This window comes from Kitasatospora atroaurantiaca (assembly GCF_007828955.1).
GTDB lineage: Bacteria > Actinomycetota > Actinomycetes > Streptomycetales > Streptomycetaceae > Kitasatospora > Kitasatospora atroaurantiaca.
Genome location: NZ_VIVR01000001.1, coordinates 1608784 through 1622501, shown reverse-complemented (window position 1 = coordinate 1622501; position 13718 = coordinate 1608784). Strand labels below are relative to the sequence as shown.

Sequence of the window (13718 nt, the reverse complement as noted above, 5' to 3'; positions counted from 1 at the left end):
CGCGGCGGGCACCGCGTGGGGTGAGGGCATGTCGCAGAGCGAGAACGAGCAGCCGGGTCCGGCCGAGGTGACCAAGGACCGAGCGGGCCGGATACGTCTGGCGGCGGCCGCCGCGGTAGGGGCGCTGGTGCTCGTAGCTGTTGCCGGTTGGGCCACGGCCGGGCAGGGGCCGACCCTCCGGAATCTGCCCGCCGTGGTGCAGGCAGCGCCGTCGGCCGCTTCGGCCACCCCTGATCCGGCGCCCAGCCCGTCGCCGTCTCCCTCGCTCAGCCTGTCGCCGTCTCCCGGCGCCGAGCCGACCACCGAGGCACCGGCTCCCGCTGCGGCGACGACCACACGCCGGGCCACGAAGAAACCGGCCACCGAAATCAGTCCGGGCACCGACAACTGCAACTGCAACGGCGTCAAGGTCGCGCCCGGCCCTTCGTGTGCGAGGAACGCGGCCGGGGAGATCATGACCTGCGACCCGGTCAGGAGCCTCACGCCCATGCCCCGCCCGTCCCCGTCCGGTTCCACCGTCCGCTAGACGGTCACCGCCGTGGGTTGGCCCGCCTGGTCGGCTCCGCCGTGGTGGGGTCCTCGGGCCAGGGGTGGCGGGGGTAGCGGCCGCGGAGGTCGGCGCGGACGGCGCGGTAGCCGTCGCGCCAGAAGGAGGCCAGGTCGCCCGTCACCGCGGCCGGGCGGCCGGCGGGGGAGAGCAGATGGACCGTCAGCGGCACCCGGCCGCCCGCCAGGGCGGGCGCCGCCTGCCAGCCGAACAGCTCCTGCAGCTTGACCGCGAGCACGGGCCGGTCCCCGGAGTAGTCCACCCGGATCCGGGAACCGCTGGGTACGGTGATCCGCTCGGGCGCCAGCTCGTCCAGCCGACCGGCCTCACCCGTCGCCCACGGCAGCAGCCGCTGAAGCGCGGCGGCCGTGTCGATGCGCTCCAGGTCGCTGCGGCGCCGGGCCCTCGACAGCTCCGGCTCCAGCCAGTCGGCGGTCAGCAGCGCCCCCTCGCTCACGTCCGGCCACGGCGCGCCGAGCGTCCGGTGCAGGAAGGCCAGCCGCTCCCGCAGGCCCACCGCCTCCGCCGGCCACCGGAGCACCGAGCCCACCCCCTCGCGAGCCAGCCCGTCGAGCAGCGCGTCCCGCACCAGCGCCGGATCCGGGTCGGCCAGCGGTATCGAGGTGAGCTCGACCGCGCCCAGCGCCTCCACCCGTCGGGCTACCAGATCGCCGCGCCGCCCGCCCGCCCAGCTGACCTCCTCGCGGGTCGCCAGCAGCGAGGCGCCGGCCAGCCGCGCGGTGTCCTCGTCCATGGCCACGGCCCGCAGGATGCGCGCCGACGGCGATCCCGCCGGCCGGTCCGCGACGGCCACCGCCAGCCACTCGACCCCGGCGAGCGCCGAGCCGGGCCCGGCCTCGGCCGCCGTCCCGGAGGCCATCAGATACGGGCCTTCCGCCGACCGCGCCCGCGCGATCCGCTCCGGGTGGGCCAGCGCGACCACCAGGCCTGCCGCGACCCGGTCCGACAGTGCGGTCTCCGGGGTGTCCCCGGCGCGCAGCCGTCGCACCTCCTCGCGCCAGCGCCCCGCGTAGGGGTCGCGTCCCCCGCGCACAGCGCGCCAGACGGCGTGCAGATCGTCGCCGAGCGCCCGGGGCGGCTCCTCCGAGAGCAGCGCCACCAGCTCCGCCGCGCGCCGTGAGCCCACCAGCTCCGCGCCGTCCAGCAGCGCACGGGCGAGTCGGGGGTGCAGCCCGGTGCGCGCGATCCGTACGCCGCGCTCTGTGGCGCGGCCGTCAGCGTCGACCGCGCCGAGGGCGAGGAGGGTCCGGTGGGCCGCCGCCATCGCACCCGCCGGCGGCCGGTCGGGCAGCGCCAGCCCGCGCGCGTCCGGATCGCCCCAGCAGGCGGCCTGGAGCGCGAACGAGGTGAGGTCGGCCAGTGCGATCTCCGGGGTCGGGAAGGGCACCGCCCGGGCGTCCTCCACCTCGGCCCAGCAGCGGTAGACGGTGCCCGGAGCCTCCCGCCCGGCCCGCCCCGCCCGCTGGCGCCCGGCCGCGAGCGAGGACCGTACGGTGACCAGCCCGGCGAGGCCGCGCGCGTGGTCGGTACGGGGCTCGCGGGCCAGCCCGCAGTCCACCACCACCCGCACGCCCGGCACGGTCAACGAGGACTCGGCCACCGAGGTGGCCAGGATGACCCGCCGCCCCTCCGAGACCGCCAGCGCCGCGTCCTGGACCGCCTGCGGAGCCTGCCCGTGCAGCTGCAGTACCGCCACGCCCGGGACGGACAGCATCCCGGCGACCCGGGCGATCTCGCCGACACCCGGCAGGAAGCAGAGGACGTCCCCCTCCCGCTCCGCGAGCGCCCGCCGGACCGTCGCCGCCACGTGCTCCAGCAGCAGCGGGTCGGTCCGCGTCCCCTGCGGCGGGCGAACGGGGCGCGGCGGGGGCGCCCAGACCACCTCGACGGCGTGCGAGACGCCGTGTGCTTCGATCACCGGTGCCGGCCCGTCCTCGCCACCGAGCAGCTCGGCCCAGGCCTCGGTGTCCGAGGTGGCGGAGGCGCAGACCACCTGCAGCTCGGGCCGCAGCGCCGCCCGGACGTCCAGCAGGAAGGCGAGCGCGGTGTCGGCGTCCAGGTGCCGCTCGTGGCACTCGTCCAGGACCACCACGTCGACGCCGCCCAGCTCCGGATCACGTTGCAGCCGCTGCAGCAGCACCCCGGTGGTGACCACCTCCACCACGGTCTGCGGCCCCGTCCGCCGCTCCCCGCGCACGGTGAAGCCGACCTCCGTACCGACCGGCGAGCCCAGCAGCCAGGCCATCCGCCGCGCCGCCGCCCGGACGGCCAGCCGACGCGGCTCGGCCACCAGCACCCGGCGCGAGGGCCCCGGCAGGGCGTCGACCAGCCCGGCCAGCGCCAGTGGCACCAGCGTGGTCTTGCCCGTTCCGGGCGGCGCCGCCAGCACGGCCACCCCGCGCGAGGCCAGCGCGGCGTGCAGCGGCGGCACGGCGGTACGGACCGGCAGTTCGAGCCCGACGGAACGCACCGTCAGCCCCGGCGCGCCACGAAGATCGCCGTCCCGGGGATCAGCCGGCCGCGCAGCGGCGACCAGCCGCCCCACTCCTGCTCAAGGCCCTCGGGCCACTCCGGCTCCACCAGGTCCAGCAGCTGGAACCCGGCCGCCGTCAGCTCCCGTACGCGGTCGCCGATGGTCCGGTGGTGCTCGACGTACGTCGCCTGCCCGTGCTCGTCCTGTTCCACGTACGGCGTGCGGTCGAAGTAGGAGGCGGTCGCCGTCAGCCCCTCCACCCCGGGCTCGTCGGGGAAGGCCCAGCGGATCGGGTGGGTGACCGAGAAGACCCAGCGCGCCCCCGGCCGCAGCACCCGGTGCACCTCGCGCATCAGGGCGGCGGTGTCCGCGCTGAACGGCACCGCGCCGTACGCCGAGCAGGCCAGGTCGAAGGCGCCGTCCGCGAACGGCAGCACGGCGGCGTCGGCCTGCACCACCGCCACCGGCTCGGCCCCGCGCCCGAGGTCGATCCGCCGCGAGTGCTGGAGCTGCCGGAACGAGATGTCCAGCGCCACCGGCCTGGCCCCCTGCGCGGCCAGCCAGCGCGAGCACTGCGCCGCGCCGGCGCCGATCTCCAGCACGCTCAGGCCCTTGACCTCGCCCAGCAGGTGCGCCTCGGCCTCGTCCAGGCCCTCGGGGCACCAGGTGAAGCGGTCGTCGCCGAGGAACTCGCCGTGCTCGTCCTGGTACTCGTCCGCGTTGCGGTCCCACCAGTGCCGCGAAGCCCGGCTGCTCTCCTCGGGCGCGGCCTCGCGCCGGACGGCGTCGTCGTCCTCACCCGGAGCGGAGTCCTCTCCCGGGGCGGAGTCCGCTCGTGATCCGGAGACCTCCTCCGGATCAAAAGAGTCGGGCAGGTCGAAGGGGGTGGTGGCCAAGGTGATAGAGCCCGTCGCGTAGGGTGGTGGCTGCGGAAGCGCTGCTGTCGTGAACCGGCCCTGTCAAAAGGGGTGGCTCCCGGCGGTGGCATCCGGGGAACGGGCCCCTGTGGCTGCCAACCCCGCACCCGACGATCACGGGTGCGAGGTGCGCAATCGGAGGATATGGCCTGATCCATCCCGGTCTCCACCGTCTCGCCCCCTCCGGCGTTGACCGTGCCCGGCTGTCCCCGTATGCTACAAGTTGCGCTGCGGGCCTGCGCGCCTCGGACGGAGCAGGTCGCGCTCGCATCTGTCGAAGACCCCACGGTCGCAAGACGGACACCCCCTGTTGATCAGGTTTTGGTGGGCCGTGCTCTTGGCTGTCCGGCTTTCGGTGGGAGCGATACGGGCCCTCCGCGTGGCATTACCTACGACTTCATGTCCGTACCGGAGCCCTTTTCCTAATGACGAGCCCCACCGACACCTCTGTCAGCACCACCCCGCAGGTTGCGGTCAACGACATCGGCGATGCCGAGGCTTTCCTCGCCGCCATTGACGAGACCATCAAGTACTTCAACGATGGCGACATCGTTGAGGGCGTCATCGTGAAGGTCGACCGTGACGAGGTGCTCCTCGACATCGGTTACAAGACCGAGGGTGTCATCCCGTCTCGCGAGCTCTCGATCAAGCACGACGTCGACCCCCACGAGGTTGTCTCCGTTGGCGACAACATCGAGGCCCTGGTTCTCCAGAAGGAGGACAAGGAGGGTCGTCTGATCCTGTCCAAGAAGCGCGCTCAGTACGAGCGTGCCTGGGGCACGATCGAGAAGATCAAGGAAGAGGACGGGATCGTCACCGGTACCGTCATCGAGGTCGTCAAGGGTGGTCTCATCCTCGACATCGGCCTCCGTGGCTTCCTCCCGGCGTCGCTCGTCGAGATGCGCCGCGTCCGCGACCTCCAGCCCTACGTGGGCAAGGAGCTCGAGGCCAAGATCATCGAGCTGGACAAGAACCGCAACAACGTGGTCCTGTCCCGCCGTGCCTGGCTGGAGCAGACCCAGAGCGAGGTCCGCCAGACCTTCCTCACCACCCTGCAGAAGGGCCAGGTGCGCTCCGGCGTCGTCTCCTCGATCGTCAACTTCGGTGCCTTCGTGGACCTGGGCGGCGTCGACGGTCTCGTTCACGTCTCCGAGCTGTCCTGGAAGCACATCGACCACCCGTCCGAGGTTGTCGAGGTCGGCCAGGAGGTCACCGTCGAGGTTCTCGACGTTGACATGGACCGCGAGCGCGTCTCCCTGTCGCTGAAGGCGACCCAGGAGGACCCGTGGCAGCAGTTCGCCCGTACGCACCAGATCGGCCAGGTCGTCCCGGGTAAGGTCACCAAGCTGGTTCCGTTCGGTGCGTTCGTCCGCGTGGACGAGGGCATCGAGGGTCTGGTCCACATCTCCGAGCTGGCCGAGCGCCACGTGGAGATCCCGGAGCAGGTCGTCCAGGTCGGCGACGAGATCTTCGTCAAGGTCATCGACATCGACCTCGAGCGTCGCCGCATCAGCCTCTCGCTGAAGCAGGCCAACGAGGCCCTGGGTGCCAACCCGGCCGAGGTCGAGTTCGACCCGACCCTGTACGGCATGGCTGCCTCGTACGACGACGCCGGCAACTACATCTACCCGGAGGGCTTCGACCCCGAGGCGAACGACTGGCTGCCCGGCTTCGAGAAGCAGCGTGAGGAGTGGGAGCGCCAGTACGCCGAGGCGCAGGCCCGCTTCGAGCAGCACCAGGCTCAGGTCATCAAGAGCCGTGAGGCCGACGCCGAGGCCGCTGCCGAGGGTGGCGACGCTGTTGCCGCCGCCGCCGGTGGCTCGTACTCCTCCAGCAGCGACGAGGGCTCCGGCGCTCTCGCTTCGGACGAGGCGCTCGCCGCGCTGCGCGAGAAGCTGGCCGGTGGCCAGAGCTGAACCCAGCTGTGAGGCGTTCGCGCTGATCGGTTGAGAGCTTGTCAGGCAGTGGGCCCCATCCGGGTAACCGGGTGGGGCCCACTGTTTTGCTGCTTATGTGTCTTTTATGTGAAGGAAGTTTTGTGAGATGGCGCTCACACGAATGCTATGGGCCTTTTAGGGCCTAGCGCATACCTTGGGATGAGTTGCCCGATTGGGCCCCCATCCGGCCCCCCACGTAAGGCACCCGGTATATGCGCCGAACCCCCGCAGTGACCGCCGAGTCCCATGCGCCCGCCGACCGCAAGGTCGACGGGCGGCTCGCAGCCCTCGGGCGGTTCTGCTTCCGGCATCGGCGCTGGGTGCTGGGGTTCTGGGTGGCGGTCCTGGCCGTGGGCGTGCTGATCGGCGGGCGGGTCTTCGAGGGCACCGTCGCCGGCACCTCGGCGGGCACCTCCGAGGCGGCCAAGGGCACCGCCGTCGTCGCGGCCGCGGACCCGGCCAAGGGCAGCGTCACCGCCCTGGTGGACGGCGCACCGGTCGACGGCCAGGGCGTGAAGGCCGCGGTCACCGAGGCGACCGCGGAGATCGCCAAGCTTCCCGGAGTCGTCTCCGCCGCCGACACCTACAGCGCGGGTTCGTCCCTGCGCGCCACCGACGGCAACGCGAGCCTGGTCTCGGTCCGGATGGCGACCGACAGCACCGGCGCGCAGCTCGACGCCGTCACCCAGCGCCTCGAGTCCATCCACGCCGACGGCGCCCACGTCACCGTCGGCGGCGACCTCGTGCTCCAGCAGGAGGTCAAGGACCAGACCGAGAAGGACACCCGCTTCGGCGAGATCGTCACGCTGCCGCTGACCCTGATCGTGATGGTGCTGGTCTTCGGCGGCCTGGCGGCCGCCAGCCTGCCGGTGATCGGGGCGGTCGCCTCGGTCGGCGGGGCCCTGCTGGCCATGTTCGGCTTCAGCCAGATCATGGACATCGACACCAGCGTGCTGCCGATCGCGACCGTGCTGGGCCTCGGGCTCTCCATCGACTACGCGCTGCTGATGGTCAACCGCTTCCGCGAGGAACGCGGCCACGGCGCCGACATCGCTGCAGCCGTCGAGCGCACCGCCGCCACCGCAGGCCGTACGGTCGCCTTCTCCGGGCTGACCGTGGCGGTCGCCCTCTCCGGTCTCTTCGTCTTCACCAGCCCCGTCCTGCGCGCCGTCGCGGCGGCCGGGGTGAGCGTCGTGGTGATCGCGGTCGCGGCCGCGCTGACCCTGGTTCCCGCGCTGCTCGGCTTCGCCGGACGCCGGATCAAAGCGCCCACCGCGCCCGTCCCGGACGAGGGCTTCTTCGCCCGAACGGTACGCCGGGTCCGTAAGCGGGCGGTGCCGGTCGCGCTGGTCTGCACCGCGCTGCTGGTGGCGGCCGGGGCTCCGTTCGCGGGCGCCCAGATGCGTGACTCCGGCGCCTCCGTGCTGCCGGCCACCTCGGCCGGACGGCAGGTGGCGGACACCGTCGATCAGCGGTTCCCGCAGGCCGCGGCCGCGCCGATCACCGTGGTGGTCCAGGCCGGCCAGGGTGCGGCGCAGTCGTACGCGGACTCCGTGGTGGCCAAGCTGCCGGGCGTCAGCGGCGTCCGGGCGGTCACCCCGGTGAGCGACCAGGTCAGCACCATCGACGTCCTGGTGGACGGCGATCCGCAGGGCGACCGCGCGAAGACGGTGGTCGACGAGCTGCGCGCGGACCGCGGCGGCCTGAAGACCGAGGTGACCGGCGGGGCGGCCTCCGTGGTCGACTTCAAGCAGGAACTCATGAGCCGCGGCCCCTGGGCACTCGGCCTGGTCGCCGCGGGCACGCTGCTGCTGCTCTTCCTGATGACCGGCTCGGTGGTGATGCCGGTCAAGGCCCTGCTGATGAACCTGCTCTCGCTCGGCGCCTCACTGGGCGCCCTGACGCTGGTCTTCCAGGACGGCTGGTTCAGCGGGTTCCTCGGGTTCAGCCCGAACGGCGGCCTGGAGACCTTCATCCCGGTGCTGGTCTTCGCCTTCGCCTTCGGCCTCTCGATGGACTACGAGGTCTTCCTGCTCTCGCGGATCAAGGAGCTACGGGACCAGGGGTACAGCTCCGCCCGCTCCGTGGAGCTGGGGCTCCAACGCAGCGGTCGGATCATCACCTCGGCGGCCCTGCTGATGGTGATCGTCTTCGCCGGATTCGCCGCCGGGGACATGCTGATGGTCAAGCAGATGGGGATCGCGCTGGCCGTCGCGGTGGCGGTGGACGCCACGCTCGTACGGTGTCTGCTGGTTCCGGCCGCGATGACGCTCTTCGGTGACTTCAACTGGTGGGCGCCGGCGCCGCTGCGCCGACTGCACCAGCGGTTCGGGCTGAGCGAGCACGTGGAGCTGCCGCCGATCCCGGTCACCGCGACCGTTCCGGCTCCGCGGGCCGACCTGGACCACGAGCTGGGCGAGGAGCACGGCCGGGGCCGGGGCCAGGAGCAGGTCCGGGAGCTGGCGGCCGTCAGCGGCTGACGCAGGAGTTCCCGAACCCGGGCGCCAGCCCGCCGACGACGTCCAGCGCGCTGCAGGTGGCAGCGGCGCTGCCGGCCGTGCCGAACATCAGGCCGCACACGGCGGCGGCGAGGAGCAGGCCGTTACGGGCGGTCAGGGCCTTGCGGACGGTGGTCACGGGGATTCCCTTCGAGGGCGATGCGGAACGCTCTGCTCAACGCTCGCGCGACCGGGAGGGCATGGCCCGTTCACCCGTCCGGCTCAGGCCAGCCGCCGTAGCAGGGCGACGCCGTCCCGTAGCTGACGCTGCTCCTGCGGGGTGAGACGTTCCGAGATGGCCGCCGCGATGCTTCCTTCGCGGCGGCTTCGCTGTGCCTGGAGTGCGGCGATGCCGGTCCCCGTGGCGGCGACCAGCAGCTTGCGGCCGTCGGTGGCGTGCCGCTGCTGCTCGACCAGCCCGGCTTCGGTGAGCAGCGACACCGTACGGGCCATCGACTGGTGGCGGACGCGCTGCAGAGCAGCCAGCTCGCTGGTGGTGCGCGGGCCCTCGCGGACCAGCCAGCCGAGTACGGCGGCCTGGTTCTGCGGCAGCTCGTCGTCCACCCGCAGCCGGCGTACCAGGGTGCCGATGGCGAGGCGCAGCTCGGCGGCGAGTTCCAGTGGGTCGACGGTCTCCATGGGCATCAGCGTACCCGGTGTTTCTCCAGCAAAACTGTACAGCCTTGCTGTAGTGTTCCGGGTATGCGACTCACCAAGTTCGGACATGCCTGCGTACGTGTCGAGCACGCCGACGCCACCGTCGTGATCGACCCCGGGGTGTTCACCTCGGCCGATGCCCTGGACGGCGCCGACGCCGTGCTGATCACCCATGAGCACTTCGACCACTTCGTGGAGGACAGGCTGCGCGCGGCCGCCGAGGCCGATCCCGGTCTGCGGATCTGGGCCAACCGCTCGGTGGCCGGGCAGCTGGACGGCCTCGGCGCCCGGGTGACGGTGGTGGGCGAGGGCGACGCCTTCGACATCAACGGGCTCGAGGTGAGCGTCCACGGCGAATGGCACGCCGTCATCCATCCCGAGATCCCCCGGGTCGGCAACATCGGCTTCCTGCTGGGCGGGAAGCTCTTCCATCCGGGCGACGCGCTCACCCTGCCCCCGCACCCCGTGGAGACGCTGCTGCTGCCGATCGCCGCCCCGTGGGCCAAGGTCTCGGAGCTGATCGACTACGTCCGCGAGGTCAGGCCGCGGCGCGCCGTTGCGGTCCACGAGGCCGTGCTGAGCGAGGCCGGCCAGCTGGTGCACGGCCGGCTGCTGGGTGAGGGCGGTCCGGGTACGGGCGCCGAGTTCAGCCAGCCGGCCGCGGGCGAGCAGCTCGACCTGGGCCGGTAGCGCCGGAGCTCTCCTTGGACGGTACCTGTGCGATGCCTCAGGTGCGGCGCTGGACCTGCGCGATCGAAGCGTGACCGAAGTGGGCGGTTGCTCGCGCAGTTCTCCCCCAGCCTTCGGCCGGGAGGTGCCCCCACGCGCCCCTGGAGAGTGCATGGCTGACGTCGTGCCCATGATCTGCCGGAGGGCCTAGCCCACCAGGGCGGGTTCGGCGGCCGGGGTGAAGGGGCGGCCGTCGAGTGTCCAGTGGGGGTCGGGGGTGATCTCCAGGGCCGCGTAGACGTGGGCGGCGACGTCGGTGTGGTGGAGCGGGGCCACGGGCGCGCCCGGGGTGATGCCGGGCCCGCTCGCCGCGATCCAGGCGGTGCGCTCCAGCTCCGTACGCCCGCCGTGGCCGCCCTGGTCGAGGTGCCCGTGGTCGGTGACCACGATGACGGTCCACTCCTGTCCGGGGCGGTCGGCGACGGCGGCCAGCAGCCGGCCCAGGCGCCGGTCGGCGGCCTCGACCGCCCGACGGTACTCCTCGCCGCAGCCCAGGAAGTGCGCGGTCTCGTCCACGGCTCCCAGGTAGACGAAGGAGGCCTGCGGGTCGTCGTCGCTCCTGCCCAGCACGTACTCCGCCTCCGCGGTCACCCGCTCGTCGCAGACCTCCCAGGCCTCGGGGGTGTCCTCCAGCGGCGCGATGTACGAGAGCCGGCCCGGTGCGGCGAACAGCGGCCCGCCGCTGCGGGCCAGGAAGAGCGGCTCCCAGCCGCCGGCGGCGAAGGTCCGCCGGCGGTGCCCGGCGGCCAGTCGGGTGGTGAAGTCGGGGAAGACGTCCAGCCGGTTGCCGCCGAAGTGGTTGCCGAGCACGCCGTGCTTGGCGACGCCGACCCCGGTGACGATGGTGGCCCAGCAGGGGCCCGACATGGTCGGGGTGGCCTCGTCGACCTGGACCGGGGCGAGGAAGCCCGCGGCCGCGATGGAGTCCAGGTGCGGGGTGTGCAGCTCCGGCAACAGGTCGAGCCGGACGCCGTCGATGCCGACGACCAGGACACGGCGGGGGCCGGCGGGCCAGGAGGTGGACACGGGACTCCGATCGCTCAGGTGTGGGGGGCCTGACCGGCACCCTAACCGGGCCCGCCGGCCGGACGAAGCGGCGATTCCCGGGAATTCCGGGGGTCGGATCGCACTGTTCGTCCGACGGTGGCCGGATGTTCGTCTGCGTGACTCCCACCGGCCCCCGCTCAGGGCGGGGGAGGCTCGGCGGTAGCCTGACGCCATGCTGAGGATCGGACTGACGGGCGGGATCGGCGCGGGCAAGAGCGAGGTCTCGCGGCAACTCGCCGCGCTGGGCGCGGTGATCGTGGACTCCGACCTGATCGCCCGTGAGGTGGTGGCGCCCGGTACCGAGGGGCTGCAGGCCGTCGTGGCGGAGTTCGGCCCGGGGATCCTGCAGGCGGACGGCTCGCTGGACCGGCCCGCCCTGGGCGCGCTGGTCTTCGCGGACCCCGACCGGCTGGCGGCGCTGAACGCCATCGTCCACCCGCTGGTCCGTGCCCGGTCCGCCGAGCTGGAGGCCGCCGCCGGGCCGGACGACATCGTGGTGCACGACGTCCCGCTGCTCACCGAGAACGGGCTGGCGCCGCTGTACGACCTGGTGCTGGTGGTGGACGCCTCCGACGAGGTCCGCCTCGACCGGCTGGTCCGCCTGCGCGGCATGGCCGAGGCGGAGGCCAAGGCCCGGATGGCCGCCCAGGCCACCCGGGAGGCCCGGCTCGCGATCGCCGACCTCGTGATCGACAACAGCGGCCCGCTGGCGGACCTGGCCCCCCGCGTCCAGGAGGTCTGGGAGCAGCTCAGGGCCCGCCAGACCGGCTGAACGGGTGCCGTCCGATGCGGCCGGTGGTGGCTCACCTGGGTTGGATGAGGTCCCAGCGGTTGCCGTAGAGGTCCTGGAAGACGGCCACCGAGCCGTACTCCTCGTGCCGGGGCTCCTCCAGGAAGGTGACCCCGGCGGCGGTCATCCGGCGGTGGTCGCCCTCGAAGTCCTCGGTGTTGAGGAAGAGTCCGACCCGGCCGCCGGTCTGGTCGCCGATCCTGGCCTGCTGCTCCGGCTTGCTCGGGCGGGCGAGCAGCAGGCCGGTCTCGCGTGAGCCGCGCGGCGCGACCACGACCCAGCGGCCGCCGTCCTCGCGCGGACTGTCCTCGCGCAGCTCGAAACCGACGGCGTCCACGTAGAAGGCGATCGCCTCGTCGTAGTCGCGTACGAGCAGGGTGGTGAGTCCGATGTGTGCCATGCCGGACATGCTGCCAGCCGCGCATGGCGCGGAGCGCGTTCGGGGGAACCACGGGGTCCGGTTGGTCCGCCATCGGTGAACATCCTGGGCACCCGCGGCGGCATCGGGCGATGCTTGCGGAAACGACCGGAGGAGAAGACGGATGACCGAGCGTGCCGAAACCCTCTACGAGGCCGTCGGCGGGATCGACGGCCTCCGCAGGCTGAGCAACACCTTCTACGAGGGCGTCCTGGCGGATCCGCTGCTGGCGCCCGTCTTCGCGGACTTCACCCCGACACACATCGAGCACGTCGCCGTCTGGCTCGGCGAGATCTTCGGCGGCCCCGCTCGCTTCACCGCCGAACTCGGCGGCCACCAGGCCCTGCTGCGGGCCCATCTCGGCCTGTCGATCACCGAGGAGCACCGGACCCGCTGGCTGGAGCTGATGGCCGCCGCCGTCGACAAGGAGCTCCCCGACGACGAGCTGCTGCGCCGCCGGGTCATGGAGTACTTCGACTGGGGGACCAGGATCGCCCGCGACGTCTCGGCCGCGCCGGTCGGCGAGGAGCTCGGGGACCCGGGGCCGACGCCGCGCTGGGGCTGGGACGGCCTGGTCTAGAGGCTTCGCAAGCAGGTCAGGCAGATGGGCAATCACCACAGGGGCGCGTGGGGGTACCTCCCGGCCGAAGGCTGGGGGAGAACTGCGCGACATCGGAAGGCACCGGCCTGCGCCCTTCCGCCTCGCGCAGTTCCCCGCGCCCCTGGGATGCCCGATCCTGATCGGTGCACCTACGGGCGGAGCCTCAGGGCTTGCGGGCGACGCCTGCCCAGATGCCTGTCTCGGCGTCGGTGTCCTGCAGGGCCTGGTCGGGCCGCCAGAGCGGGGCGGTGACCAGGCCCGGCTCCTCCAGCTCCAGCCCGTCGAAGAAGCGCAGCACCTGCTCCCGGGTGCGCATCGTCAGCTGGGCGGTGGCGTTGCGGTAGATGGCCGGGCCCTTGCCCGCCTCCTCGGGGGAGATGAAGTCGGCCGTGCCGTGCGAGAGGGCGAGGTAGCTGCCCGAGGGGAGGGCGTCGACCAGGCGGCGGACGATGCCGTACGGGTCGTCGGCCTCGTCGATGAAGTGCAGCACCGCGAAGAGCAGCAGGGCCACCGGCTGCCCGAGGTCCAGGACCTTGCGGACCTCCGGGCTGTCCAGGATCGCCTCGGGGTCGCGCAGGTCGGCCTGCGCGACCGTCGCTCTGCCCTGGCTGGCGCCCGCGAGCAGGGCGCGGCTGTGCACCAGCACGATCGGGTCGTTGTCGAGGTACGCCACCCGGGCGTCCGGGTGCACCTGCTGAGCCGTCTCGTGGGTGTTCCCCGCGGTCGGGATGCCGGTGCCGATGTCCAGGAACTGCTTGATGCCCTGGTGGGCGAGGTGGCGGACGGCGCGCTGCAGGAAGGCCCGGTTGGCGAGCGCGCTGATCCGTACCAGCGGGCTGAGTGCCATCACCTTCTCGGCGGCCTCGCGGTCGGCGGGGAAGTTGTCCTTCCCGCCGAGGTAGTAGTCGTACATCCGGGCCGGGTGGGGTATCTCCGGGCGCAGGTCGGCCGGTGGGCGGAGCTCCTCGCCCTCGCCCGTCATCCAGTCCAGCGAGACGCCCTGATGCTCGGTCATGTCGGTGTTCCCCCGTGACTGTTCGACGGTTTCGCTTGGCATGATAGATCGGCCGGCCGTACTGCGGG

General features: G+C 72.7%; 13 protein-coding genes. 6 read left to right on the top strand and 7 right to left on the bottom strand.

The window, feature by feature from the left end:
- The first annotated feature begins 28 nt into the window (after positions 1 to 28).
- Positions 29 to 526, top strand: coding sequence for a hypothetical protein (locus FB465_RS07265; protein ID WP_145788681.1), 498 nt, complete (start codon positions 29 to 31; stop codon positions 524 to 526).
- 4 nt (positions 527 to 530) lie between these two features.
- Here FB465_RS07265 and hrpB read toward each other — a convergent pair whose 3' ends face one another.
- Entirely contained in the window at positions 531 to 3038 is a 2508-nt protein-coding gene (gene hrpB / locus FB465_RS07260; RefSeq protein ID WP_145788679.1) for an ATP-dependent helicase HrpB, read from the bottom strand.
- A 2-nt stretch (positions 3039 to 3040) separates the two neighbouring features.
- Positions 3041 to 3937 (bottom strand): class I SAM-dependent methyltransferase, encoded by an 897-nt coding sequence (locus FB465_RS07255; RefSeq protein ID WP_145788677.1) that lies wholly within the window; start codon positions 3935 to 3937, stop codon positions 3041 to 3043.
- Between the two features lie 446 nt (positions 3938 to 4383).
- On the opposite strand from FB465_RS07255, the gene rpsA reads away from it, so the two are divergent.
- Entirely contained in the window at positions 4384 to 5874 is a 1491-nt protein-coding gene (gene rpsA / locus FB465_RS07250) for a 30S ribosomal protein S1 (RefSeq protein ID WP_145788675.1), read from the top strand.
- 233 nt (positions 5875 to 6107) lie between these two features.
- Complete coding sequence (locus FB465_RS07245) at positions 6108 to 8375, top strand: MMPL family transporter (RefSeq protein ID WP_145788673.1); 2268 nt, start codon at positions 6108 to 6110, stop codon at positions 8373 to 8375.
- Here the strand turns inward: FB465_RS07245 and FB465_RS35635 are convergent.
- On the bottom strand, positions 8365 to 8532 hold the full coding sequence (locus FB465_RS35635) for a hypothetical protein (protein WP_170290517.1): 168 nt from the start codon (positions 8530 to 8532) through the stop codon (positions 8365 to 8367). The two genes, FB465_RS07245 and FB465_RS35635, sit on opposite strands and share 11 nt — an antisense overlap.
- A gap of 83 nt (positions 8533 to 8615) precedes the next feature.
- Positions 8616 to 9032 (bottom strand): MarR family winged helix-turn-helix transcriptional regulator, encoded by a 417-nt coding sequence (locus FB465_RS07240; RefSeq protein ID WP_145788671.1) that lies wholly within the window; start codon positions 9030 to 9032, stop codon positions 8616 to 8618.
- Between the two features lie 63 nt (positions 9033 to 9095).
- Between FB465_RS07240 and FB465_RS07235 the strand changes: the two genes are divergently transcribed.
- Entirely contained in the window at positions 9096 to 9740 is a 645-nt protein-coding gene (locus FB465_RS07235) for an MBL fold metallo-hydrolase (protein ID WP_145788669.1), read from the top strand.
- Between the two features lie 186 nt (positions 9741 to 9926).
- Here FB465_RS07235 and FB465_RS07230 read toward each other — a convergent pair whose 3' ends face one another.
- Positions 9927 to 10805 carry an alkaline phosphatase family protein gene (locus FB465_RS07230; protein ID WP_145788666.1) on the bottom strand — a complete coding sequence of 293 codons (879 nt, stop codon included), beginning with the start codon at positions 10803 to 10805 and terminating at the stop codon, positions 9927 to 9929.
- A gap of 193 nt (positions 10806 to 10998) precedes the next feature.
- Between FB465_RS07230 and coaE the strand changes: the two genes are divergently transcribed.
- Positions 10999 to 11598, top strand: a complete 600-nt coding sequence (coaE, locus tag FB465_RS07225; RefSeq protein WP_145788663.1) for a dephospho-CoA kinase — start codon at positions 10999 to 11001, stop codon at positions 11596 to 11598.
- Positions 11599 to 11629: 31 nt separating this feature from the next.
- Here coaE and FB465_RS07220 read toward each other — a convergent pair whose 3' ends face one another.
- Positions 11630 to 12016 carry a VOC family protein gene (locus FB465_RS07220; protein ID WP_145788660.1) on the bottom strand — a complete coding sequence of 129 codons (387 nt, stop codon included), beginning with the start codon at positions 12014 to 12016 and terminating at the stop codon, positions 11630 to 11632.
- Between the two features lie 142 nt (positions 12017 to 12158).
- Between FB465_RS07220 and FB465_RS07215 the strand changes: the two genes are divergently transcribed.
- A complete protein-coding gene (locus tag FB465_RS07215) occupies positions 12159 to 12614 on the top strand; it encodes a group II truncated hemoglobin (protein WP_145788658.1) in 456 nt (151 codons plus the stop codon).
- Between the two features lie 184 nt (positions 12615 to 12798).
- Here the strand turns inward: FB465_RS07215 and FB465_RS07210 are convergent, their stop codons facing one another.
- Positions 12799 to 13650, bottom strand: coding sequence for an SAM-dependent methyltransferase (locus tag FB465_RS07210; protein ID WP_145788656.1), 852 nt, complete (start codon positions 13648 to 13650; stop codon positions 12799 to 12801).
- Positions 13651 to 13718: the final 68 nt, after the last annotated feature.

What these genes read in the sequence shown, in the direction of transcription:
- FB465_RS07265 (WP_145788681.1), top strand. Translation starts at nt 29, where the DNA reads ATGTCGCAGAGCGAGAACGAGCAGCCGGGTCCGGCCGAGGTGACCAAG.
- rpsA (WP_145788675.1), top strand. Translation starts at nt 4,384, where the DNA reads ATGACGAGCCCCACCGACACCTCTGTCAGCACCACCCCGCAGGTTGCG.
- FB465_RS07245 (WP_145788673.1), top strand. Translation starts at nt 6,108, where the DNA reads ATGCGCCGAACCCCCGCAGTGACCGCCGAGTCCCATGCGCCCGCCGAC.
- FB465_RS07240 (WP_145788671.1), bottom strand. Translation starts at nt 9,032, where the DNA reads ATGGAGACCGTCGACCCACTGGAACTCGCCGCCGAGCTGCGCCTCGCC.
- FB465_RS07235 (WP_145788669.1), top strand. Translation starts at nt 9,096, where the DNA reads ATGCGACTCACCAAGTTCGGACATGCCTGCGTACGTGTCGAGCACGCC.
- coaE (WP_145788663.1), top strand. Translation starts at nt 10,999, where the DNA reads ATGCTGAGGATCGGACTGACGGGCGGGATCGGCGCGGGCAAGAGCGAG.
- FB465_RS07220 (WP_145788660.1), bottom strand. Translation starts at nt 12,016, where the DNA reads ATGGCACACATCGGACTCACCACCCTGCTCGTACGCGACTACGACGAG.
- FB465_RS07215 (WP_145788658.1), top strand. Translation starts at nt 12,159, where the DNA reads ATGACCGAGCGTGCCGAAACCCTCTACGAGGCCGTCGGCGGGATCGAC.
- FB465_RS07210 (WP_145788656.1), bottom strand. Translation starts at nt 13,650, where the DNA reads ATGACCGAGCATCAGGGCGTCTCGCTGGACTGGATGACGGGCGAGGGC.